A 23,786-nucleotide genomic window follows, 5' to 3' on the forward strand; every position below is an offset into this window, starting at 1 on the left:
TTAAAAAGCTCCGGGGTTTATAAAATTTGCAATATAGATTGATCATCAAAATGGCGGATCATTTGTTCCTCCAGCATGATAAATCACCCGGAACTTTCCTTCTGTTAATTTAGAAGTACGCTTTGGATTGGTTGCATACGCTGCATATAAGGTGGGCGAAAAAGTACCCTCAATAATATAGGCTTTGGGATCCGATTTATCTATTTTACTAATCTGCACTACATTTTGTTGTATTGGAACTTCCGATGTAGTAGCCGACATATATTTATCAGAACTTTTGCCCCCAACTTCAGGATTGTAAAATACGCCACTGTGAGTACCGTTATCATTTTCGGTTGCAGGATAATTTCCTACTCCTATTTTATCGATGGAATGAAAAGAAAGATCCATAGTTGAACCATCTTTTGCCACTGCAAAAATAGAAAACTGCCCGTCAATAGCCGAATGACTTACATTGTACTCTTTGAATTCTTCATCCGGAAAGGCTTCCCACAGTACACCATCGACTTTTACAGAAAAGAATTCACTGGCACCCGCACTGCTCTCCTTTTTTTTACTGCAGGCAATTAACGCTGTTATCGTAACAAGCGCGATCAATATTACGTTTTTCATAGGTATATATTTTTGTAATCAGATATGGTTTCGTAAGCATAGGTTTTAATTCAAAGGCCAACCCTCAAACAGGTTACTAACAGGCTCCCATTGGGTTGTTAGCAACGTTTGTCGGCCTTTATCAGCACCGTTTACGGGATCATCCAGCTTATTGCGGACAAAGGAAGCGTAGGTATTCGTATTCAGGTCAACAAATACAATCTGACTGACATCTTTTCCATTGTAGGTCGTGTTAAAAGAAAAAATAAGATCAGCTTTCGACCAGTCAATAGGATCTGCGTCCATATTTCCATTGGGCTTTTTAACCAAATCGCTAATCTTATATCCATCAATAAACTGATTGGCACCTCCTTTTACATAAAGATACTGTTGTGATCTTACATCAAAGTAGATAGAATTATTACTGTAATTGACAATATATGCTTCATAAAGAGAAGCACCACCTGATATTTTACCAGGGACCTTCCATGCCGGAGGCAAATTACCAAAAAAGCTTTCATAAGTTCTTATTGTAGAATAATGGTAATCGTACACTTCTTCAGGCTTATCATTATTTACAAATTCAGACTGAAATTCGGGAATCATCCGGACGCTTGTCCAGCTTGTTGGCCAATTTTTATCCGCCTTAAAACTACTGGCCGCACCTAGTGGCAGTGATGCGGAAAACTTAAATTTACCATTAGTCATTTTAAAGACCAGTTTCTTAGGGTCATTTTTCACACTTAAATTGAATATATATAGATCTTCATTAGCAGCATACGTCCGATCGGTAATTACAATTTTACCTGTCATATCTTCTTTTTCAGGTTCAGCTGTATCTTTCTTTTTTGAACATGAAAGAATCAATACCATGAGCCCAATAAGAGCCAGGCTTATAAGTTGTTTTGTCATTTTCATAGGCTTTAGCATAATAGATTGAAGATAGCAGTCACACACCCTCCAATGGTACATTAATCGATGAACCTATTTGTTTAATCGTTAAAGGGAGAGAAATATTTACCTTGTAAAATGATAAGTTTATTTAATACTAACCAATACCTTTATTTTCTGTATCCCCGCTCCATCAAAAGCTTCCAATGATTTACCTAAAACCTCACCTACTTTTACCTTTGTTAAATCTGCTTTCATAGCTACGCCAGGTTGTGATGAAGTAACCAGCATATCACCACGCTTAATTACTCCGCCTTCTAAACAAACTTTGGTTGGTATTACCCCGATTACACCCATAGGTACTTTTGCACTCAGGTCGGTATCAATATGTTCTTCAGTCAACAAAACGCCTGGTTTTGTTGCATAAACACCCGCTACCAAATTAGAATACGCACCATTTGATTTTTCAACCGCCCGATCCTGATCTCGAGAAATGATCAGGATATCTCCAGGTTCATAAGCTGTTACACTTCCAAAAACATCAAAAGCTTCGGCAATGTCAGCGCCACTATTTTGCGTACCACCGTTAAAAAAGCCTGTCCCTGCATTATCAATCCTAGCGACATTGGTTGCTGGATTTGCAGAAACAAATGGGTTATTTTTAAAGATAGCAACATTACTGGTACCGGGGCTGCCAAAAGCTGTAGCAATAAGCGCAGGCCCCGTACCAAAGGTAAGCGCAGAGACTGCTGGCGATGCCGTACTCCCGCTTAAGTTTACAAAATAGCCAGCTATTGCCGCCCCCGTTGTCTGCACATTAACAGCTTGCCCCCCAGTTGAAACATCATTTACATTTAGCTTACCATTTACTTCTACATTTCCTTTTGTAGTTTGTATGGCAAGCCCTGTACCGCTGGAAAAAGTACCCGCAGCCCCATTTTGACTGATTGCCCTCAAACCAATTCCATCTATACTCGCGGCATACACACCGTTACCACCACTTTTTGATTCTCCAAATACACCGATCCCATTACTGACAGTTCCATAAACACCTGTTCCGCCAACTCCAGCGTGAGTACCGTATACACCGTATCCATTGCTCCCCAGGTTCTTGTTTTCGCCCCTTACAGCTATAGAAAGTGATCCAGCACTTGTGGAAGAGATCTCAGCCCGAACAGCAACGGCATTTGTAGCGGTAGAACTGTTTATTCCCTCAATTGCAGCACCAGAACCAACAGTTAGCCCCTTTAATGTTGTACTGTTATTCGCTTGGGCGGTGTTATTGAAAAAACCAGCAATACCAGTTGCGCTAGCTCCATAAACCCCATAGCCACTTCCATTTGCAGATCCACTAAGCCCTGCACCATCAGTTGTCGAAGCAAAAACTCCATTGCCGTGGACAGAAGTACCATAAACACCCCAGCCACTATTCTCTTGAGATCCCCAAATCCCAATACCCTGTACTCCAGTACTTACCCCGCGCAAAGCTGAAGCGAAAGTACCTTGACTGGATATCGTTCCGGTGATAGCAGTTGCATATGCATCGCTAGCGCTATTTGTTGCGTCTATAGCAGATCCTTTTACTGTATTCACGTTTATTCCTTTACCCGTACCTCCAGTTGTTATTGTTAACACATTATTTGAATTGGTTGGGTTAGTGAGTTTAAATTCCGCTGCAGGTCCGGCAGCACTAAAAGCCATCAATCCTGTACCAGAATTGCTGCTTCCCGTTACGCCAACGCCCAAAGGTGAAATACCAAAAATACCGCGACCTTGCTCTGAAACACCATAAATACCAATACCATAACCTGCATGAGTACCTTTAATACCTGCCGATTGAAAATCATTTACCGCCGTGTTCTTGTTTTCTCCAAGGAAGGAAACAGCATCCGAAAACAAACCTGTAGTGGAGGTTATTTCAGCTCTAATCGCAACAGCCTTGACATCTGTAGAGCTATTGACAATATTAAAAAGAGGATTTACATTACTCTGTGTGGCAGAATAAGGCAAGGAAAAACCGGCAGCAACAGTCGGGGGTTGCCAGGTAGCATTTCCCGCAGCATCACTCGTTAATACTTTGCCGGCAGCTTCGCCAATACTTTGAAATGTAAGCTTCCCAATTGTTAGCAATGCAGTACTACCACCATTACCATTGAATATACCTGCGTACCCCCCTACCGCTGCTGCAAAGCCACTTACACCAACTCCTTTTTGTGTATTCCCAGAAACACCGGTCGCATTTTCTGCAGAGCCAAAAACACCAGCGCCAAATTTTCCACTACCCAGCAGTTGCCCCGAAACACCCGACGAAGTTTTGGAAGTTGTATTGGAATTTGCCAAACCTTGAACCCCCACACCGAAATTTTCCTCAGATTTATTGCTACCCAAAATGGCCGGTTCAGAATTACTTACACTGGTATTTTCGAAACTGCCTGCAGATCTTAGGCTTGTCGAATTATTGGTTATGCTAAAAGGAATAACATTATCAGCTGATGAAACACCAGAATAAGGCAAGCTAAATGCTGTACCACCCATAATTGCAGCTGGTATCCAATTTGCACCATCAAATTTCAAATATTGATCGGCAAGCGGAGCTATATTGGATACTGGTTTATTTTGTAAAGCTATTACTTTAGGATTTGGGTATGTTCCGCCCAAATCGCCACCCGCTGTACCATTTGGAGGCAAAGCTGCAGGTATAATACCCACTGCTAATTTGGGGAGGGTTACTGAGCCATCAAGTATTTTTGAGGTTGTTATTTTATCATTTTCGATGGTTGGGTTAGGATAATTACCTGATAAATCACCTCCTGCAACTGAATTGGTAATATCTCCCGGATCACCTTTTGGACCTATCGGACCTTGTGAGCCAGTTACTCCGACGGGACCAACTGCACCGGGATCTCCCTTATCTCCTTTTGGACCGGGAATCCCGGCAGCGCCTGCCGTACCATTTGCTCCGGCAGGGCCAACAGCTCCAGCAACACCTTGAATTCCCGGATCCCCCTTATCTCCTTTGTCTCCTTTTAATCCGGGAGCTCCGTCAGCACCGTTTGCACCAGCTATGCCCGTAGGACCAGCAGGGCCTTGCAAACCTTGCGGACCTATTGCTCCCGGATTACTATTTGCAGCAAATAAAGCATAAGGAACACTCATCAATTGTGTAGTACCAAGGTCAGAAAAGCTACCGCTACCTATAGCTAGTTCAACTTTTAAGTATTGATTGGTATTTTGCCAGGGCACAGCGGCAAACGTACCTGTTGACGCGGTACCTCTACCGATCTGTAAAGTAAACAAACCCAACTGGTTTGTACTTAAATTATGGTTTTCCTGGTACTGAATAGCCCCACCGGCTGAGCCACCAAGAATAGATATTTTAACTTTAACCGGTTGATTAGCCAACACAGTACCATTTATATTTCGGGCTACGGCCTGATAATTGATGCCATTTAACCCACTTTGCGCAAAGGTTCCTGGTATCGCCAAAAGCACAAAAAACAACAGTAATAAAGTATACTTCTTCATGATATATGTGTTTACGGTTAGTTTGTTAATGCAATAGAGAAGCTATTTGATCCGGTGCTATTGTCAAATGGCAGAGTCGTAGCCGATCCAGAATTTTGATATAGCGCAATTTGTATTTTATCACCTCGGTTTAACCTAAGCGATTCGCTAATCAGAAGTGTATTGGGATTATTTCCAGCCGTAGTAAAAACGTACTCCCCTACACTGCCATTCACAAAAATCTGAATGCTTAAGCTACAGGCATTGGTATATGCCGGCAAAATTAGTTTTGCATTGATCTGGTAAATTCCATTTATTGGAACTGTATACGAGCCATCACTGTCTTTAAATGCCCCGTATTTATCAGGATCATCATAATTATCATAGTTATTGTAATCCTCAATTAGCCATTTGTTAAAAACTGTAGTAACCCCATTTGGCAACACCAGGCTACCACCTCTCCCGCCTTTTATTTTTGCCTGTACACCTCGATGTACCCCTTGCCAGGTTGCATTCCCATTTTCATCACTTGTAAGTACTTTTCCATCGGTTGAACCCTGACTACCTGTATTTGTAAATTGTAATCCACCATCCGTTTTTAGCGCAACACCTATGGAAGTTTTAAAACTCCCGGCAATTCCAAAACTAGTCTTAGCACTTATGGCAATATTACTACCCTCTACTTCGAGCCCCGTACCAAGCACACTTTTAGCCACGATTGCAGCACCATTTGTACTTTCGGCAAGTATGGCATTTCCTGCACCATTATTTTTCAAACTCAAAAGCGATTTGGGATCAGCCAAAGTCCCCGTATAAGGCAATACAAAACCATTATTATCCTGCCAGGTGGCATTACCATCAGCATCACTGGTAAGCACCCTCCCCAACTTTGCACCAATCTTATCAAATCTTATTTTCCCATAGGTATACAAAGCTCTTCCTTTGTCTGCCAATGCGAAAAACGAACCGCCAGTCCCCTCCTCTGTAATGGAACTCCCATACACACCATTACCTTTACCACTTGCAATTCCGGCAACGCCATAGCCATTGATGGCACGCCCCCTAATCCCTGCAGCCTGATCTCCAGTACCCTTAGCCTCTCCAGATACAGCAGATGCTTCAAGTCCATCTGAATTACCCACTATTTTGGCCGAAATCGCTATTCCTCCGCTCGTTGAAGCACTGGAAACTACTAAGGCGGCTGTTTCGTTTGCTGCATCCGTATTGGTAAAAGCGGCTACCGAATTTGAAGTACCAGTATTTGAAATACCGAAAGCAGCCCCATTGGTCACTAAATAAGATGAACTGTAGGGCAAGGTTAAACCATCTGCGGCGGGTATCCAGTTTGCGCCTGCAAACTTCAACACTTGATTTGGAGTCGGAACAGTAACAGCAATAGGTTTTCCTTGTAGACCAACTACCTTTAAATTGGGATAAGTACCAGTCAAATCTCCAGCAGCTGCTGATGCATTAATATCACCAGGATCCCCCTTAAGTCCCTGCGGGCCAACAGGCCCCGGAATTCCCTGCAAACCCTGCAGCCCCTGTGGGCCGGGATTACCACTAGCAGCAAACAACGCATAGGGTACACTCATCAATTGTGTTGTACCCAAGTCAGAAAAACTACCTCCACCAATAGCCAGTTCTACTTTTAGATACTGATTGGTATTTTGCCAAGGCACAGCCGCGAATGTTCCAACATTTGGTGTTCCTTTTCCTATTTGTAAAGTAAATAGACCCAGCTGATTTGTGTTTAGGTTATGGCTTTCCTGATATTGCACGACCCCACTTGCAGCGCCTCCAATAATAGAAATCTTTACACTTATAGGCTGATTGGCCAGCACAGTTCCGTTTGTATTGCGCGCCACAGCTTGATAATTGACACCATTTAGCCCAGTTTGTGCTTTCACAGCAATAATGCCTAGCATTATGATGACGAAGAATATAAATATTTTTTTCATGTTACTTATTTAAAGCGTAGCTTATTGTAAATTTCAACCCATTTTTAAGCACATACCGTTCTGCAGTAGGTGCGATGAAACTGACATCAAATTGAAAAGGATTCACCTTTAACCCTGCCCCCACAGCAAAATGCTGCCTGTTCCCTTTTTCAGGATTTTCATAGAAAAATCCACTCCTCAAAAATAATTGGTCCTGAAAAGCAAGCTCAAATCCACCGGCAACAGTAAATTCCGCCAGTTCTTCTTTAAAACCTCCGGGAGCATCAAACAAGGAAGTAAATAAAGCTGAGGGTACGCTTCTGTTGGGGTCTTTACCCTTTTCAATCACACTGGTAGGTATGCCATTTTCATCCCTTTTGTATATGGGTGTAGTTGGTACCATCAGCTTATTAACATCGAACAAAAGGGTGATGCTGCTTGTACCATTCATAAATAAAGTATAACCACCACCAATCCGCAAGTTCATGGGTAAAAAAGCTCCCCGGTCTGTTTCTGATGTATAATTCAACTTTGTTCCTATATTACTCAGGCATACCCCCCAGGCATATCTGGAATTACTTAAGCTTTGCTCAGCATAAATACTTACATCGGCGGCAAGGGCATTTACACTTTTCACTTCTGACCCGTTAAATGTTCCACTACCCAGATCACTGTGGATATATCTTCCCGAAAGGGCCAACGCTAATCCATCTCCAAACTTTCTGGAGTAAATGCCACTCACAGCATATTCACTGGCCTGATATTGCTGTAAAAGCATCCCAGTCTCGTCCCGGAAGTTGATACTACCCAGATCCAGGTATTTTAAGCTCAACCCTATGGTCTCCCTGTCACCGAATTGATGATGTGCACTTAGGTAGCCCAGATTAAGGTCTTTCCCCAACTGCCGAAGCCAGGGTACATAAGAAACACTTATCCCCGTTTTGCTGGCAAAAGACAATTTTGCAGCATTGATAAATGAGGCATTGGCATCTGGCGTTAAACCGGTTGCAGCTTCTGCCACTCCAGTAGTGCGGGCATCCGGACTAATGAGTAAAAATGAAGCCCCAGTGGTTACCGGGCTGTAATGGTATTGTTCCTGCGCGATACTGCGTAGATTTATACTCAAGAGTATAAAAACTATGATTTTAATCAGCGGTTTCATAAGCATATTTTAATAAGGATAAAGGCAGATGTGCAGCTTAGTGTATAACCAGTTTTTCCGAATACACTTTATAATTCACATACATCACTACATGATATACTCCCGGAGCCAGACCATTAAGTGAAATAATGTGTTCTATTTTCCCGGCAATTGCGCTTAGCGAATAGGAATAGACCATCCTTCCGGCATTATCCACCAGGTTGATCATTACTTTTGCATTGGCCAGCAGATCAAACTCCACTTTAGTTCTGGTAGTCGCCGGGTTTGGATAAACGATCATATCTTTTATCACCAGTGTTTCGGTGGTAGGAATAGCAGATTCTGGCTGTTGAAAACCTTGCGTAAGCATCAGGTCGTTGCTTTGCTGCGTTAAAATGGCGACCTCGCCAAGGGTATACTGTATTAAAGTATTACCTGTTTGGATACTACCGCCAGTACTGCCAACGACACTTCGGTTTAAGACAGCCTGAGCATTGCTTTTATAGCATAGAAAGAGTAGCGTAAAAATGAGTAGTAGAAGGTTTGGTTTCATAGAGAGATTGATTGTAATCTTGATAAGATGAAGTTAATCAAGACCTTAAACACTCCCATCATTTAATCGGTAAACGTATCGAAATACTCGATAGAGGAAAATTACAATCAGGAAAAAACCACTTGTGTAGTCGTCCCCTCCTTGGTACTAAAAATATTTAGCTTAGCGCCGATCATTCCGGTTAATTCTTTTACAATCAACAAGCCGTAGCCGGATGATTTACTATTCACGTGAACATCATTGATCAATTCTTTGATTCTTTCGGCCGGAATAATTTCACCATGATTTAAAATTGAAATATATTGTTGCTTTTCCGCATTGATGTTCGCATGGATCGATATAACCGTTTCTGAAAAAGAATGGTTCACTGCATTTTGCAATAGGTTACGCAAGATGGTAAACAACAGGTTATAATCACTATTTACAAACTGATAATCAAGCTTTCCTATTTCCAGTTTCATTTTTTTACCCTCAGCCTGGTCCCGTAATAGTTTCAACACCTCCATCAGCAAATGTTCTACGTCGACCTCTTCATTGTCAAGTTCAAAATGATCCATTTGGCTTTTAGACCATAAGAGGAGATCCTCCATTGTTGCCAGCAAATTGGATGAAGATTGCATCAGGCCCTTTTGGTGCACCTTTTCACTTTCTTCATTAACAAAGCCAGGTTTAGTTTGCTGTAATTTCAAGAAAGTAAACAACTGACTAACGGGACTACGCAGATCATGCGAAATGATTCCAAATAGTTTAGCTTTGGTTTGATTGGCAACAAACAGCTCCTCGTTAATCACATCCAACTGTTTGTTCTTTTTATCCAACAACAAATTGGCCTTTTGCTTGCTTCTATAGTTTACATAAATTAAGACCAGTGCCACCAGCAACAACAGTGCCCCTCCGATTAATAACCAGCGGGCATTTCTTTCCTGCAATAACTCCATGTTTTTGGCTTCATTTTCTTTATTTAACAAGCCAATTTTTTGCTGCTTATATTCATTCTGAAACCGGGCTTCCATTTCAGCCAGATTCAAAGAGACCTTTTCCTGGTTAAGTGAATCAGAAACTGTTACATATTTACTGAAGTAGTTTTGCGCACCTGCTTTACCTCCCAACATGATCGTTACGGCTGTTAACGACTTTAACAAATCCACATATCGTTCCTTATCATAAATCGCAGTACCATGTTCCGAAGCTTTGTAATATTTAACCGCAAGTAAATAGTTACCAATACTTTTATAGTAATCACCATAAGAAAGATTAACCGCCGAGGTTAACATTTCATTACTATCCAATTTCGCCTGCTGATCAGCCCTATCTATATAAGATTTGGCCAAAGGATAGTCTTTATCCTTTAAGGCCAACGCAGCAATCTCCAAACTTGAAGAGACGAGTTCCGACCACTTACCGTGCACTTTACCACTTACACTATACAAAAGATTATAATACTTTAACGCTACTTTTCTATCATTTAAAAGCACAGCAGCCCTGATAAATTTACCGTAAGCTGTTATATCAAAAATAATAGATTGTCCGAGGTATGGATTTACCTCATTTAAATATTGCAGGGCTTTATGCGGTTGCTTTAAGTAAATATAAATTTCTGATACCATCATCAGTTTAACACCATAATCTAATTTACTTTTTACAGCTTTCACCGTGTCGGCAATGTGTTTGTGCAGGGCTGCACTTTTTAAAAAATAACTCAATGCAATGCCGTAGTAAAACTTTTGCTGCTGGTTATACAGGCCCAGATTATAATAGATGTCACTTTTATTTTTTAAGGTATCTGTTGCTTCTGCAAGCAGCTTTAATTTTTGGGCAGCATCATCTGCTTTGCCTTGCATCCCCAGATAATGATAAATAGCAATAAGGTTACCCAACGATTTCAGGCTTTTCTCTAACAAACCTGCTTTTAGGGCCTCAGAATAGGCTTGTTCAAAATGGTCTTTCGCCTGTTTAAAATCCTGCTTGTAATAAAACCCATTGCCAATCGCCTGATTAAAAAGAAATTTGTAGCCATGATCATCAGGCCGCGTTAATTTAAGCCCGGCACTCCCCGTGTTAATTAACAAATCTAAACTTTCGGGTTTACCAGAGAATGTAGCCATAGTAGTTTCGCAAATTTTCTTTTTCTCCTTCAGCAATTGGTCGTACCGATCCTGTTGGGCATAAGAGGTGCTACAGAAAAACATATTTGAGAGCATCGACCATAACAGCAGGCAAATTGGTAACGTTTTTAGATGCATGTGATTTTATTTAAAGGTTTGTTTGGCTTCTTTCAGGTAAGTTTTACCTATTGGCAATACACTGGTTCCTATGTCAATATTTTTAACATTGAGACTTCTCACTTTACCTACAGCAATAACATAACTCCTATGGATACGCATAAATTTACCCACTGGTAGTGACTCTAAAAAATTTGATAATGTAGCTAGTGTTAGATACACTTTATTTTCCGTTACAATCTTTGTGTAATCACCAAAAGCTTCAAGGTATAAGATCTCGATACAGTTTAGCTTTACGGTTGACAGCCCTACTTTAAAAATAACTTCTTCTTGTTTAAAGAGTATATCATAGGCGTTTGCCTTTTGCTTAAGCCGGATAAAGTCATCGATCCGCTGTACGGTGCTGTTGAACCTATGGCTTTCAAGGGGTTTTAAAATGTAATCAAAAATCCTTAATTCGAAACACTGGCTGGCATAGTCTGGATAAGAGGTTATAATCACACAAATGGGGGAATAACTCCCAATTTTATTAAACAACTGCAAACCTGTTATATCCGGTAAATCTATATCAAGGAATATGATATCAGGTTGCAGTGTGTTGATACTTTCCATCGCTTCCACGGCATTACCAAAACTTCCTAATAACTTTAAGTGACTAAAATTCATCACCTCTGCTTCAACGGCTATCCTGTCTAAATAATTGTCCTCAACAATAATACAGCTCAAAGTATTTGTCATGAAATGTTTCATGTTCGAAGGTACACGGTCTACCTACCCGTGCATAGTAAAAATCGACGGTTTTCAAATTAGTGTCCCAGGCCATTTATCTTCTGTGCCATTCAGAAGGAGTACATCCGTAAAACCGTTTAAATTCTTTAATAAAATGATTCTGATCAAAGAAACCGAATTTATAAACCAACTCCTGCCAGCTAACATTCTGATTTCTGCTTATAAAATTATTGATATCATTAAAGCGTACAATCCGGCTAAAAGTTTTTGGGCTGAGGCCTATTTTTTCACGAAATTGATCACCAAGTGTAGTCGTTGAGATGCGCATACTTCTTGAAAGCTCATCAATCCTTACCACCCCTTTGCTGTCTTGAATTTGTTGACAGGCGTAGGCAACCACATCTACATTGACTTTTGCAGTCAAAGGTAACCGATTTAAGAGCCATTTCTCCAAAAGCACGATCGCCTCAACTGGTGAATGGGCAGCTGCCCTGAGCTGTTCTGCTAAGCTTGACGCTTCCGGAAACAGCAGTCGCATGTCTGTGCCCTGATTGCATAGGTACCGTTGTGGAATCCCAAAAAGCTTAAAAGCACCGTATGGTTTAAATAGCACCTGGACAACACTCTTAGGAAAACGGTCAAAAGATCTACCTTGGTCAAGCAACCCAACAAAACAAAGCGGGTAGCTGGAGATCTCTTCAATCCCGATTTCGCGGAACTCATGATATTCGTCTAGGACAAATGACATCTGCGTATAATCAACAGGATAAATACTCAGCGCACTGAAATGATCCTTTATCACTCCTGGCCCCATATAACAATAACTCTGCACATAGGGTTGAAGTGCCTGGTGTGGGGTGAATATACCCATGTTCGCTAGGTCTTCCATAAAAAAATACGAAAATTGACTATATCAAATATAACTTTCTAACCAAATATTCTCCTATCCTTTTTGTTCTTTTTACTACATTCGCATTCATGATGAAGTCTTTGATTATAACGATGCTTATCTGGTTTACAGGACATTGCACCTGTGCTCAAACTTCGTTCTCAATAACTGGGACAGTTAGGGATCAAAAAGAATCATTACCGGGTGCCGGTGTCTATTTAAGTGGCTATAAGGTATCCACTGTGGCGGATAGTGAGGGTAAATTTAGAATCAGTAACCTCAAGCCCGGCAATTACGATCTTTTGGTGCAAATGGTGGGTTATCTCCCCTTTTCAAAAAGTGTCATCATATCCGACAAATCGGTTCAGGTTGAATTGGTTTTAAAGGAAAGTACCACCACTTTAAGTGAAGTGGTGATACATGCCGATCCAAATAGAGCCAAATACCTCAAGCAATTTAAAGAGTACTTTATAGGCACAACTCCCAATGCCACACAATGTAAAATATTAAACCCTCAGGTATTAGATATTGATTATGATGTGACCAAAAGCCTTCTCAGTATCAAATCGTCTGATTTTCTAATTGTAGAAAATAAAGCGTTGGGATATCGTCTAAAATATATGCTTGATTATTTTGAGTATAACTCAAGAACTCGGATCATCTATTTCTCAGGACATCCTTTTTTTGAAGAATTAAAGGCTTCTGGCTCGAAGATGAAAAAGTATATCGATAAGCGTGAAACAGCCTATTATGGCTCATCGCAACACTTTTTCAGATCTCTTTACCAGGGAAAAGGTAAAGAAGAAGGATTTATCATCAACAAGATGATTAAAATTCCTAATCCTTATCGCTACCCGGATAGCATCATTTTTAAAAATCTAGTGTGGCTGAAAACACCGGGAAAATTCTCCATTATCAGCAAAAGTACCCCACCCAGAGATACAGCTATGATTTCCTTTTGGTTAAAGCAGCAGGATATGCCTAAATTTATTGACTGCCTGGACCGTAAAGAGATATCACCAGACAATCTGGTCTATACTTACAACAAGAACCTAAAATTATTAGACGGCACAGGCGCATTGGCTATAAGCTATACTCGAGAAAGAGAATCATTAGCTTATTCAAAAACAGGCTTCTGGATTTTCCGCCCACTTGATGTACCTGATTATGAGATATCTGTAGCGAACTTAACCCAAGGACAGGTACGTTTTTATGAAAATGGTGGTATATACGATTCCAGAGCGATGTTGTACCAAGGCTTTTGGGCGTATGAGAAAGTAGCCGATATGGTTCCAATGGATTATATTCCTCAGGTAAAAAGGTAAAAACATCCCATCTTGCAAATTACTAATATTATTAGTAATTTTAACTAATGAATTTAGACAAGGAAAAACCAGATAGTTATGTTAAAGGGCGCGGTGCCCAATTTAATCCGCACAACCGTTTCGCCAAAAACGATTATGTAAAAGAGCATGATGAGGGGATTGACGATTGGGAGGAGGAAGACCATAAGACTACTTTTATTCTCGGAAAATCTAAATCCATCGTCAACAAAGTAGACAGCCCAGATGTGGGCATGGACTATTCTTTAAATCCCTATCAGGGTTGCGAACATGGCTGCACCTATTGCTATGCGCGCAATGCTCATGAATATTGGGGCTTTAGTGCCGGACTCGATTTTGAGCGCAAGATCATTGTAAAAACAGATGCACCAGCTTTATTTAGAAAATTCCTTGAACGCAAAGCCTGGGATGCATCCGTCATTTCCCTATCTGGCAATACAGATTGCTACCAGCCTGCAGAGCGAAAGTTCAAGATCACCAGACAATTGCTGGAAATCGCACTGGAATACAAACAACCCATTGGAATGATTACCAAAAATGCTTTGATATTAAGAGATATAGATCTGCTGACTGAGCTAGCTAAACAGAACCTTTGCATGGTATACGTTTCCATTAATAGTTTAAACGAGCAACTGCGCCAGAAAATGGAGCCGCGCACCACCACAGCAAAACAACGTTTAAAGATTGTCGAACAATTAAGTACCGCTGGGATCCCAATGGGTGTAATGGTTGCTCCATTGGTCCCGGGCCTAAGTGATCACGAAATCCCCGCTATTTTAAAAACCATTGCCAATTGCGGCGCCATAGCGGCAGGTTATACCGTAGTGAGACTAAATGGTGCAATTGGTGGAATATTTGAAGACTGGTTGCGTAAAAACTACCCTGACCGCTTTGAAAAAGTATGGCACATGATCCAATCTTGCCATGGCGGAAATGTGAACGATAGCAGATTTGGCGACAGAATGAGAGGCGATGGTAACATTGCCAAGCTCATCAAAGACAATTTTAAATTGCATTGCCGCTTAAACCATCTCAATGAGCAAAAGATAAAACTAGACTCCAGTCTTTTCAAAGTGCCTAAAGTCCAACTATCATTTTTTTAAAACCCTTTGTTAAAGTATCCGCTACACTCCCATCACGTTTATGATAAATGATATAGGCTTCCATCCCCTTTTTTGAGGCTACAAAATCAAGTGCTTCATGAACACTCATAGCCATTAAAGGACTATCATAACCATCGGCTGTAACCGCATCTTTAGCATAAACGGTCACGCTGATTAATGCATTGTCCAAGGGATAACCTGTTTTTGGATCAATCAGATGCGCAATTTTCTTCTTCCCTTTTTGCAAATACTTCCTGTAATTGCCAGCAGTTGTGATTGCACCATTGTTGATGTTAACGACATGCCTGATCACGGGTTCTGCATTTGCTGATGCTGCCGGACCTTCAATGCCAATACGCATCGCCGAGCCATCAGGCTTAGGCCCCTTTATCCTAAGTTCTCCACCTATTTCGACCACAAAAGACCTGATGCCTTTCTTTTTTAAATAATCAGCAACTACATCAACACTATAGCCCTGAGCTATCCCATTGAGATCGATTTTTATACAAGCTTTGCTTTTTTTAAGATAATTACCTTTTAAACTGAGGTTATGCATCCCTATGCAATTTAGCAATTGTTTCACCTCCGTGCTATCCGGAAACTTAGCTATAGGCTTAGGGCCAAAGCCCCAGGCTTGTACCAAAGGCGCTACAGTTACATCAAACATACCTTTGGTATCCTTATAAACAACGAAAGACTTCCGCATTACCTCAGCAAAGTGAGAATCCAAATCAAATCCTTCACTAGATTCATTGAATTTATTGATCAATGAATATGGTTTATAAAGTGACATAGAAGAATCTATTACACTTAAGATACTATCTACCGACCGCTTGGTCACCACACTATCCCGGGCAAAATATTTAACAGTATAATCTGTCCCCTGCGCGTACCCACGAATGGTAAATTCCTGCTGATCTTTTTCCTTAAGCAAGAAAGAGATCAGCAGGGGAAATAACAATAGAATATACTTAAACAATTTAAATCACCTTTGTTTTACCTGGAGTAGGGATTGGATAAAGGCCATTTGCATCAGGCATTAGTTTTGGATTGGCATCCCAACTCAATTGATCAGGGAATAAACTGTTATCCGCTTTTAAAGCATCATCCCATTTAATCACCTGCCCCGAATAAGTCGCATACCGACCTACAATTGCCGTAAAGCAACTCTTCGCTGCACGTTCTGCATCCTGAAATTTAAACTGCCCCTTGCTGATTGCCTCAAACAACTCATCATGCTCAGTTTGATAAGGATTAGCATTACCTTTTGTCGGGTGGCTAAAGATTTGCTTCCCCTTACTATCCCACAATATGCCGTTATGACCTGCCGATAAATAGGTACGCCCCTTAGTTCCCTGGAAAGTCTCATCAACCCGGTTTGCAGTTCCCTCATAATGGCGACACTGACTATAAATCACTGCACCATCGGCATAAGTAAGCTCTACCGCATGGTTATCGTAAATCTCCCCGTAATCCTTACCTGTTCTCCAGGCGCGGCTACCCGTTCCCTGGATCGAAACAGGATAAGCGTTTTTAACCCAGTTGGCAATGTCTATATTATGTACGTGCTGCTCTACAATATGATCCCCACACAACCAGTTAAAATAATACCAGTTGCGCATTTGGTACTCCATTTCGGTTTGGTTAGGCTGACGTTTTTTTACCCAAACACCACCACTATTCCAATATACCTGACCACCAACAATATCACCTATAGCACCATCCTGAATGCGTTTTAGGGTTTCCCTATAATTCGCCTGGTACCTACGCTGCAAACCAACTACCACATTTAATTTTTTCTGTTTAGCCAATTCAGCGGCCGCCAACACTTTACGAATTCCCGGTGCATCAACAGCAACTGGTTTTTCCATAAATACATGTTTCCCTTGTTTTACGGCCTCCTCAAAATGCATTGGCCTAAATCCTGGTGGCGTTACCAATAAAACCACGTCGGCAAGCGCAATTGCTTTAGCGTAACCATCAAAACCTACAAATCGGCGGTCCTGAGGCACGTCAACCTTGTCTTTAAACCTTTCCGAAAGCTTCTGATAACTACTGTTTAGTCGGTCTTCAAAAGCATCAGCCATGGCTACCAGCTTCAAATTTTGCTTAGTACTTAAAGCTTGAAAAGCAGCACCAGTCCCTCGATCCCCACAGCCAATTAAAGCTATTTTAATTGTATCATCAGTTGATGAATGTCCACCTGCAAAAGCAAACTGGTTTAACATTATTCCGCCTGCAACCAGTGCTGAGGCTTTTAAAAATTCGCGGCGTTTATCGCGTAGTTCTTCATTGTTCATGTTGGTTTGATATTTGGTTCTTGATTTGTGAGTTTTTTCTTATTAATAATCAGCAATCGGCGCCCGGTTGTAATAAGCGTCAATATCTGCCTTTGAAGGTGCTTTTACAGGTCTTACCAGTCGCATACCAATAAATGGAGCTTCTGGAAACCACCAATTACTTTTAGGAATTTGAGGATCCAGCTGTTTCCAAACCGGATCAGAAGGTGTTCTAGCCGCTGAACGCAATTCTTTGGCTTGATCATCATATGATCCACCGCGAATTACATTTGCATATAATTTATCCGGAACAGAAACCGGGTTATTGGCCTTATCGCCCTTCACCGTAGCATAATAATCGGCTTTATATTGATCATAAGTCCACTCAGCTACATTGCCGTACATGTCGTACAAGCCCCATTGATTAGGCTTCTTTTGTCCCACTGGATGAGTTTTCTCTTCGCTATTGATCTTATACCAGGCATAATCACTTAATTGAGCAGGATCATCGCCAAAAGCATACTCAGTCGTACTTCCTGCACGACTTGCGTATTCCCATTCAGCTTCCGTTGGCAAACGATAAAACACGCCAGTCCTGGCATATAACCATTTGCAAAATTGGATGGCATTATAATGAGTCATGGCAAGCGCTGGGTGATTCTCCTTTCCCATACCAAAGGTCATGTCCAAATAGGGTTTTGTTGGTCGCGTAACGGCATCTACATTGGCCGGTACTGCCCCAATACTCTGGGTAGTTTCGTAATCCTTATACAAAAAAGGTTCGTAAATATCCCAGGTAACTTCGACAGCCCCCATCCAAAAAGGATCTAGCTTAACAGAATGAACAGGCTGCTCATCAGATTTACCTTTCTTGCTTCCCATCAAAAACTCGCCAGCGGGAATAGCTTTCATTTCGAAGCTCAGCTTTGTGCCGTTGATTTGTTGGGTATAGGCTTCTTGCTTTTCCTGAGCTGATGCCTGAAAGACACCAATGATCAGGGGCAGCGCTAATGATAATTTACATTTCATTTAGACTGATTTTGATATTATTGATATTTTAACCTAAACTATTTCTATCTAAAATAGAGGCATTTATCTTAATAACCAAAATCTATTATCGCTTAATTTATCAAAATGTGTAAAAAACACACTATCTAGCCAAATATTGGATAAAATCCTTCAAATAAAAAACCCCGATCAGCTTATCGCTCATCAGGGTTTTCTCTATAATATCCCGGGAATTATTCTATACTTCCTTCTTCTTTTTTCTTCTTCTTATTACCGGGACTTTTATTCTCTACCACAATAACATCATTTTCTTTATCGTAGTCGATCTCCAGTGTATCACCTTCATGGATTTCTCCTTTAAGGATTTCTTCTGCAATCGGATCTTCCAGATATTTCTGAATCGCACGTTTAAGTGGTCTTGCTCCAAAGTTTGCATCAAAGCCTTTATCTGCAATAAATTCTTTGGCTTTATCAGTCAACTTCACTTCATAACCTAAGTTGTGAACACGACCAAACAATGATTTCAATTCAATGTCAATGATTTTAAAGATTTCTTCTTTACCCAATGAATTGAATACCACTACATCATCCACACGATTTAAAAACTCAGGAGCGAAAGCACGTTTCAAAGCGTTCTCAATTACGCCTCTTGAATGCGAATCTGCCTGATTTGTTTTGGCAGAAGTAGAGAAACCGACTCCTTGTCCAAAGTCTTTTAATTGACGTGCACCAATGTTAGAGGTCATGATGATGATTGTATTTCTAAAATCCACCTTACGACCTAAACTATCAGTCAGCTGTCCTTCATCCAATACTTGCAATAAGATATTGAATACATCAGGGTGTGCTTTTTCAATCTCATCCAGCAAAATTACTGCATAAGGCTTTCTACGTACCTTCTCAGTCAGCTGTCCACCTTCTTCATAACCTACATATCCCGGAGGCGCGCCCACTAAACGTGATACCGCAAATTTCTCCATGTACTCACTCATATCAATCTGAATCAGCGAATCATCACTGTCAAACATAAAACGAGCAAGCTCTTTTGCTAATTCGGTTTTACCTACACCAGTTGGGCCAAGGAAAATAAACGAACCAATTGGTTTCTTAGGATCTTTCAATCCGGCTCTGGTGCGTTGAATAGCTTTAGTTAATTTCTTAATTGCCTCATCCTGTCCAATAATTTTGGTAGCAACCGTATCGTACATATTTAACAGTTTTGCACTGTCTGTTTGTCCAACACGTTGCAAAGGAATGCCGGTCATCATCGAAACTACCTCAGCAACATTATCTTCTGTAACGGTATAACGTTTTGTTTTGGTTTCAGCTTCCCATTCCGCTTTTGCACGATCAAGCTCTTCTAAAAGATTCTTTTCAGTATCTCTTAATTTTGCAGCTTCCTCATATTTCTGGCTTTTTACAACCTTATTTTTCTCTACCTTAATTTCCTCGATTTTATTCTCGATCGTAATGATGTTGTCAGGAACATGAATGTTTGTTAAATGAACCCTCGATCCAGCCTCATCCAAAGCATCAATAGCTTTATCTGGCAAGAATCTATCCGTAATATACCTCGAAGTTAAAGCCACACAAGCGTGGATCGCTTCATCAGTATAAGTTACACCGTGGTGCTCTTCATATTTCTCTTTAATACGATTCAAGATCTCGATCGTTTCGTCAGGAGATGCTGGCTCGATCATTACCTTTTGGAAACGACGGTCTAATGCACCATCTTTTTCAATGTACTGACGGTATTCATCCAATGTTGTTGCCCCGATGCATTGTATTTCTCCCCTTGCCAAAGCAGGTTTAAACATATTCGATGCATCCAAAGAACCCGAAGCACCACCGGCGCCTACAATGGTATGAATCTCATCAATAAACAGAATCACATCCGTAGATTTTTCCAGCTCGTTCATCACGGCTTTCATACGTTCTTCAAACTGTCCACGGTATTTAGTACCAGCCACCAACGATGCCAGGTCTAAAGTTACCACACGTTTGTTAAACAATACCCTCGAAACCTTACGTTGAACAATGCGTAATGCCAATCCTTCTGCAATTGCAGATTTACCAACACCCGGCTCACCAATCAGAATAGGGTTATTTTTTTTACGACGTGATAAAATCTGCGACACGCGCTCAATCTCTTTCTCACGTCCAACAATTGGGTCCAAGCGACCTTCTTCAGCAGCTTTGGTCAAATCTCTTCCAAAGTTATCTAAAACCGGAGTTTTAGATTTAATATCAGAAACCTTTTTAGGGCTACTAAATGCTTCTTCTTCGCGATAATCGTCATCACCACCGGTTGATGCACTATTCTGCGTTTCGTCTCTAAAGCCGTTTTTATTCACTTCAACCTCCTGTTTAAATATCTCGTAATTGATGTTAAACTGTAGTAAAATCTGTGAAGCAATGTTATCGTCATCGCGCAGGATAGAAAGCAATAAATGCTCCGTACCTATCAAATCGCTTTTGAAGATCTTTGCTTCCAGATAAGTGATCTTTAATACCTTTTCTGCTTGTTTGGTTAAAGGAATATTTCCCAGATTAACCGTAACACTCGACGTACCTCTAACTGAATCCTCTATTGAACGACGAAGTTTTGAAGTATCAACACCGAGTGATTTTAATATTTTAATAGCCATACCATCGCCTTCGCGAATAAGGCCTAACAACAGGTGCTCAGCCCCTATGTAATCGTGACCTAATCTCAGGGCTTCTTCCCTGCTAAAGGAGATCACATCTTTGACTTGTGGTGAAAATTTAGCTTCCATATATACCTTTCTAATTCGGGAATGCTCTAAACTATAAAATTTGTTTTACAAATGAGCACCCGTATTTTTTTTAATTTATCAACAATTACGCCATAGCGACTAAAATAGATGTTGTAACTGCCGTTATTGCATAAAACTTACCAAGTTCTGACTTAATTCGCGGCAAGCCTCATTAAATAGATAAAGTTAAGAAGCCTCAGGAGCCGAATTAAACAAATTATAAAGGTCTAAAAAACTGGATTGTCCACAAATTGTAATCATTATCTCTCTTTCCTCCTCCCTGTCAAAAATGCTCAACAAAAATAATTTATCTAGCAAAATGGCAGATTCCTTCGTATATCTCTTATAAAACTACCAAATAAATATCTAATTATTTTGCACGAAGTCGTTGCTTTTGATTCAACAGCAATTTTTCTAATTGTCCATAAGGTACTTTCTGCACATTTAAACCACCATCTATGGCCAGTACCGCAGCGGTTGCCGCAGATTCACCTAAAATCATAAATACAGGCTCCATCCTTACCGATCCGAAAGCGATATGAGAGATTGACAAACATACAGGCACCATCAGGTTGGTGCACTCCTTTTCCTTTGGAACTATCGCGTCATAAGCAATACTATATGGCTTAGGTGCTTTAACACCAATATCACCTTCATTCTGGATAAAACCTGCCTGAGTAACATATCGCTGTGCATTGTGCGAATCCAATGCATAAGACCCCATTCCAATCGGATTAGGTGCTTCCCTGTTTCCCAGCACTTCGTGTTCTGTCATCACATAGGCACTCACCATCCTCCGGGCCTCCCTAATGTACAGTTGATGTGGCCAATTACCGTTATCTTTGAACTCGTCTTTTGCCAATCCCCAGGTATTCAGTTTATCCTGTAAGTTCTTCGGTATGCGTGAATCTGTTGCCATGAAATATAATAACCCCTTCTGATAATTTTCATGATCCTTGATGATCTTTCGGCGTTCCTTATAAGTAGCCTCAGGGTAAGCGTAATTCATACCAATATAATCTGTACTAAAAGGACCGTGGTTATTCGTGTCAGTCTTCCTGTTTGGAACGGCATCAAACTTATTAAACAGTTCATTCCAACCGCTTTGAAATACCCTGGCCAACAGCTCATAGTCTGCAGGGTTATAGCGGTCAGGTTTTGGAAAGGCAACTCGATTCTCCGGATGATCGGTTAAACACATCCTGAAACAATAAGCCTGCAATTTATTGTCACCCTCGCCTTTTACCCCTGGATCCTCCTTAGAAATTCCGGCAAGCAAGCCACTCGATTTATCCCCCGGCACTTTGTAAGGGTCAATCTGTTTTGCAAAATGATGGTGATGCTGAAAAACCTCCGTCTGGATGCCATTCCAACTTTCTCCGTACACACTATTGGCTTCGCGGCCTACATGGTAGCTTACTTTGGCCGCAGCCATCAGGTCACCCTCATAGGTTGCATCGATAAACACCTTACCATAAAACTTCTTACCACTCAACGTAGTCATAGATATGATCTTTCCATTCACTTTATTGACACCCTTTTCCCTGTCTAACCATTCATTACGGTAAACATTGAGCTTGTTTTCCTTCACAAAATCTTCCATCACCTTTTCTGCCACATGAGGTTCAAATATCCACATGGTTCTGTCGGTGCCGTCTATTGCTGGTGTACCCTGACCTTTATTACCGTATTCTTCCTTTTTCTGCCATTTCCAGGCAGTATCGGTATGGTAATACATATACACACGGTGATAAAATTCCCTTGCCAATCCGCCAATCACCTCCTTATCTCCGGTATCCGTAAAGCCGAGTCCGCCCGAAGAAAGGCCACCAAGGTGTATATCGGGAGAAACGATAATCACCGATTTGCCTAATTTTGCAGCCTGTACGCCAGCTGTTATCGCGGCAGATGTACCTCCATAAATGATGATGTCGGCATTATAAGTTTTCTTTTGAGCCCAGACTGTATTGGCCAGAAGGGTAACAGACAAAATCAGAATTGCGAATTTATTTCTCATTACTTAATCTTTAACAATTTACTTAAAAAACCAGGATAACTGTCTTTATCAATAGACCCATCCCCTTTCGTGATGCTGTCACCAAAACATACGATGCCCGAAGCCGGCAATTTATGGTCAGTTATGAAATCATAGACTGTTAAACCAATAAACCGATATCCGTTTGCTGTGGGGTGGATCCCATCCCGCTTGTTGGTATTGGCAAGATTCTGAATTAAAGAATCCTTGTCCGTGCCTATTTTGCCAATTGCCGCAAAGCGATGTTCCAGATCCAGCAAATAGGTTTTATACTCCGCAGCTATTTTTCTTACGACATCGTTGATTTGCTTTCTTCTTCCGGACACCCCCTCGGGTTCATAAAATGCTTCGGAGTGACGGGTTAGCAGATCGGGCTCATAACAAGGAAGTATGGTCATCAGCAACACCTTGCTTTTCGTTGCTTTAATTCGGTTCACCATCTCTTTAAGATTTTGTTCATATTCCGGCAAGGGTACGTGCTTTACACTGTTCATATCATTGGTACCAACCATCAATATGGTTAGTTTTGGCTTATGGATCAGACAATCCTTCTCCATACGTTTCAGCATATCCACTGTATTGTTTCCCCCGACACCAGAATTAATGATGTCAAAAATCGCCGGTTCTCCATTTCCCTTAAAAGGAAAAGGAGAACCAGCAGTGTGCGCAAAAGACGCATTGCGCAGCAGACTATTCATCAAAGCAGTTCCGGCAATTGCACTAAAAACATACTTAACAGTTTGTCTTCTGTTGATATAATTCATTATTTGCGAATTGAAAT

At 40.9% G+C, this 23,786-nt stretch carries 17 protein-coding genes; 2 read left to right on the top strand and 15 right to left on the bottom strand.

Going from position 1 to position 23,786, the window contains the following annotated elements; genetic code table 11:
- Positions 1-45: 45 nt before the first annotated feature.
- The 9 genes from BLS35_RS25430 to BLS35_RS25470 form a co-directional block, all read right to left on the bottom strand.
- Positions 46-612: a hypothetical protein gene (locus BLS35_RS25430; RefSeq protein WP_090786810.1), complete on the bottom strand. Its 567-nt coding sequence runs from the start codon at positions 610-612 to the stop codon at positions 46-48.
- Between the two features lie 45 nt (positions 613-657).
- Positions 658-1,503 carry a hypothetical protein gene (locus BLS35_RS25435; RefSeq protein WP_132226074.1) on the bottom strand — a complete coding sequence of 282 codons (846 nt, stop codon included), beginning with the start codon at positions 1,501-1,503 and terminating at the stop codon, positions 658-660.
- 126 nt (positions 1,504-1,629) lie between these two features.
- Entirely contained in the window at positions 1,630-5,007 is a 3,378-nt protein-coding gene (locus tag BLS35_RS25440; protein WP_090786815.1) for a collagen-like domain-containing protein, read from the bottom strand.
- 17 nt (positions 5,008-5,024) lie between these two features.
- Positions 5,025-6,947 carry a complement C1q domain-containing protein gene (locus tag BLS35_RS25445; RefSeq protein WP_090786818.1) on the bottom strand — a complete coding sequence of 641 codons (1,923 nt, stop codon included), beginning with the start codon at positions 6,945-6,947 and terminating at the stop codon, positions 5,025-5,027.
- 1 nt (position 6,948) lies between these two features.
- Positions 6,949-8,088: a type IX secretion system outer membrane channel protein PorV gene (gene porV / locus BLS35_RS25450; RefSeq protein ID WP_090786821.1), complete on the bottom strand. Its 1,140-nt coding sequence runs from the start codon at positions 8,086-8,088 to the stop codon at positions 6,949-6,951.
- A 37-nt stretch (positions 8,089-8,125) separates the two neighbouring features.
- Entirely contained in the window at positions 8,126-8,620 is a 495-nt protein-coding gene (locus BLS35_RS25455) for a T9SS type A sorting domain-containing protein (protein ID WP_090786824.1), read from the bottom strand.
- A 107-nt stretch (positions 8,621-8,727) separates the two neighbouring features.
- Positions 8,728-10,863, bottom strand: a complete 2,136-nt coding sequence (locus BLS35_RS25460) for a tetratricopeptide repeat-containing sensor histidine kinase (RefSeq protein ID WP_090786827.1) — start codon at positions 10,861-10,863, stop codon at positions 8,728-8,730.
- 6 nt (positions 10,864-10,869) lie between these two features.
- A complete protein-coding gene (locus tag BLS35_RS25465) occupies positions 10,870-11,592 on the bottom strand; it encodes a LytR/AlgR family response regulator transcription factor (protein ID WP_090786830.1) in 723 nt (240 codons plus the stop codon).
- Positions 11,593-11,665: 73 nt separating this feature from the next.
- Positions 11,666-12,460: a helix-turn-helix domain-containing protein gene (locus BLS35_RS25470; protein ID WP_090786833.1), complete on the bottom strand. Its 795-nt coding sequence runs from the start codon at positions 12,458-12,460 to the stop codon at positions 11,666-11,668.
- 89 nt (positions 12,461-12,549) lie between these two features.
- Here BLS35_RS25470 and BLS35_RS25475 point away from each other — a divergent pair, with 89 nt between their 5' ends.
- Together BLS35_RS25475 and BLS35_RS25480 are read left to right on the top strand one after the other, a co-directional pair.
- Positions 12,550-13,785: a carboxypeptidase-like regulatory domain-containing protein gene (locus BLS35_RS25475; protein ID WP_090786836.1), complete on the top strand. Its 1,236-nt coding sequence runs from the start codon at positions 12,550-12,552 to the stop codon at positions 13,783-13,785.
- Positions 13,786-13,832: 47 nt separating this feature from the next.
- Complete coding sequence (locus tag BLS35_RS25480; RefSeq protein WP_090786839.1) at positions 13,833-14,906, top strand: PA0069 family radical SAM protein; 1,074 nt, start codon at positions 13,833-13,835, stop codon at positions 14,904-14,906.
- On the opposite strand, the gene BLS35_RS25485 is transcribed toward BLS35_RS25480, so the two are convergent.
- The 6 genes from BLS35_RS25485 to BLS35_RS25510 form a co-directional block, all read right to left on the bottom strand.
- Positions 14,881-15,885 (bottom strand): FAD:protein FMN transferase, encoded by a 1,005-nt coding sequence (locus BLS35_RS25485; protein WP_165973427.1) that lies wholly within the window; start codon positions 15,883-15,885, stop codon positions 14,881-14,883. The genes BLS35_RS25480 and BLS35_RS25485 overlap by 26 nt on opposite strands.
- Position 15,886: 1 nt before the next feature.
- Positions 15,887-17,206, bottom strand: coding sequence for a Gfo/Idh/MocA family protein (locus BLS35_RS25490; RefSeq protein ID WP_090786841.1), 1,320 nt, complete (start codon positions 17,204-17,206; stop codon positions 15,887-15,889).
- Between the two features lie 42 nt (positions 17,207-17,248).
- Positions 17,249-18,214, bottom strand: a complete 966-nt coding sequence (locus BLS35_RS25495) for a formylglycine-generating enzyme family protein (RefSeq protein WP_090786844.1) — start codon at positions 18,212-18,214, stop codon at positions 17,249-17,251.
- Between the two features lie 212 nt (positions 18,215-18,426).
- On the bottom strand, positions 18,427-20,970 hold the full coding sequence (locus BLS35_RS25500) for an ATP-dependent Clp protease ATP-binding subunit (RefSeq protein WP_090786847.1): 2,544 nt from the start codon (positions 20,968-20,970) through the stop codon (positions 18,427-18,429).
- Between the two features lie 370 nt (positions 20,971-21,340).
- Positions 21,341-22,987, bottom strand: coding sequence for an FAD-dependent oxidoreductase (locus BLS35_RS25505; protein ID WP_090786850.1), 1,647 nt, complete (start codon positions 22,985-22,987; stop codon positions 21,341-21,343).
- A complete protein-coding gene (locus BLS35_RS25510) occupies positions 22,987-23,769 on the bottom strand; it encodes an SGNH/GDSL hydrolase family protein (protein WP_090786853.1) in 783 nt (260 codons plus the stop codon). The genes BLS35_RS25505 and BLS35_RS25510 overlap by 1 nt, the downstream gene beginning before the upstream one ends.
- Between the last annotated feature and the right edge of the window lie 17 nt (positions 23,770-23,786).

Source organism: Pedobacter sp. ok626 (assembly GCF_900100435.1).
Classification (GTDB): Bacteria; Bacteroidota; Bacteroidia; order Sphingobacteriales; family Sphingobacteriaceae; genus Pedobacter.

Excerpts from the sequence above, each read along its gene's own strand:
- BLS35_RS25430 (WP_090786810.1), bottom strand. The coding sequence starts at position 612 with ATGAAAAACGTAATATTGATCGCGCTTGTTACGATAACAGCGTTAATT.
- BLS35_RS25435 (WP_132226074.1), bottom strand. The coding sequence starts at position 1,503 with ATGACAAAACAACTTATAAGCCTGGCTCTTATTGGGCTCATGGTATTG.
- BLS35_RS25440 (WP_090786815.1), bottom strand. The coding sequence starts at position 5,007 with ATGAAGAAGTATACTTTATTACTGTTGTTTTTTGTGCTTTTGGCGATA.
- BLS35_RS25445 (WP_090786818.1), bottom strand. The coding sequence starts at position 6,947 with ATGAAAAAAATATTTATATTCTTCGTCATCATAATGCTAGGCATTATT.
- porV (WP_090786821.1), bottom strand. The coding sequence starts at position 8,088 with ATGAAACCGCTGATTAAAATCATAGTTTTTATACTCTTGAGTATAAAT.
- BLS35_RS25455 (WP_090786824.1), bottom strand. The coding sequence starts at position 8,620 with ATGAAACCAAACCTTCTACTACTCATTTTTACGCTACTCTTTCTATGC.
- BLS35_RS25460 (WP_090786827.1), bottom strand. The coding sequence starts at position 10,863 with ATGCATCTAAAAACGTTACCAATTTGCCTGCTGTTATGGTCGATGCTC.
- BLS35_RS25465 (WP_090786830.1), bottom strand. The coding sequence starts at position 11,592 with ATGAAACATTTCATGACAAATACTTTGAGCTGTATTATTGTTGAGGAC.
- BLS35_RS25470 (WP_090786833.1), bottom strand. The coding sequence starts at position 12,460 with ATGGAAGACCTAGCGAACATGGGTATATTCACCCCACACCAGGCACTT.
- BLS35_RS25475 (WP_090786836.1), top strand. The coding sequence starts at position 12,550 with ATGATGAAGTCTTTGATTATAACGATGCTTATCTGGTTTACAGGACAT.
- BLS35_RS25480 (WP_090786839.1), top strand. The coding sequence starts at position 13,833 with ATGAATTTAGACAAGGAAAAACCAGATAGTTATGTTAAAGGGCGCGGT.
- BLS35_RS25490 (WP_090786841.1), bottom strand. The coding sequence starts at position 17,206 with ATGAACAATGAAGAACTACGCGATAAACGCCGCGAATTTTTAAAAGCC.
- BLS35_RS25495 (WP_090786844.1), bottom strand. The coding sequence starts at position 18,214 with ATGAAATGTAAATTATCATTAGCGCTGCCCCTGATCATTGGTGTCTTT.
- BLS35_RS25500 (WP_090786847.1), bottom strand. The coding sequence starts at position 20,970 with ATGGAAGCTAAATTTTCACCACAAGTCAAAGATGTGATCTCCTTTAGC.
- BLS35_RS25505 (WP_090786850.1), bottom strand. The coding sequence starts at position 22,987 with ATGAGAAATAAATTCGCAATTCTGATTTTGTCTGTTACCCTTCTGGCC.
- BLS35_RS25510 (WP_090786853.1), bottom strand. The coding sequence starts at position 23,769 with ATGAATTATATCAACAGAAGACAAACTGTTAAGTATGTTTTTAGTGCA.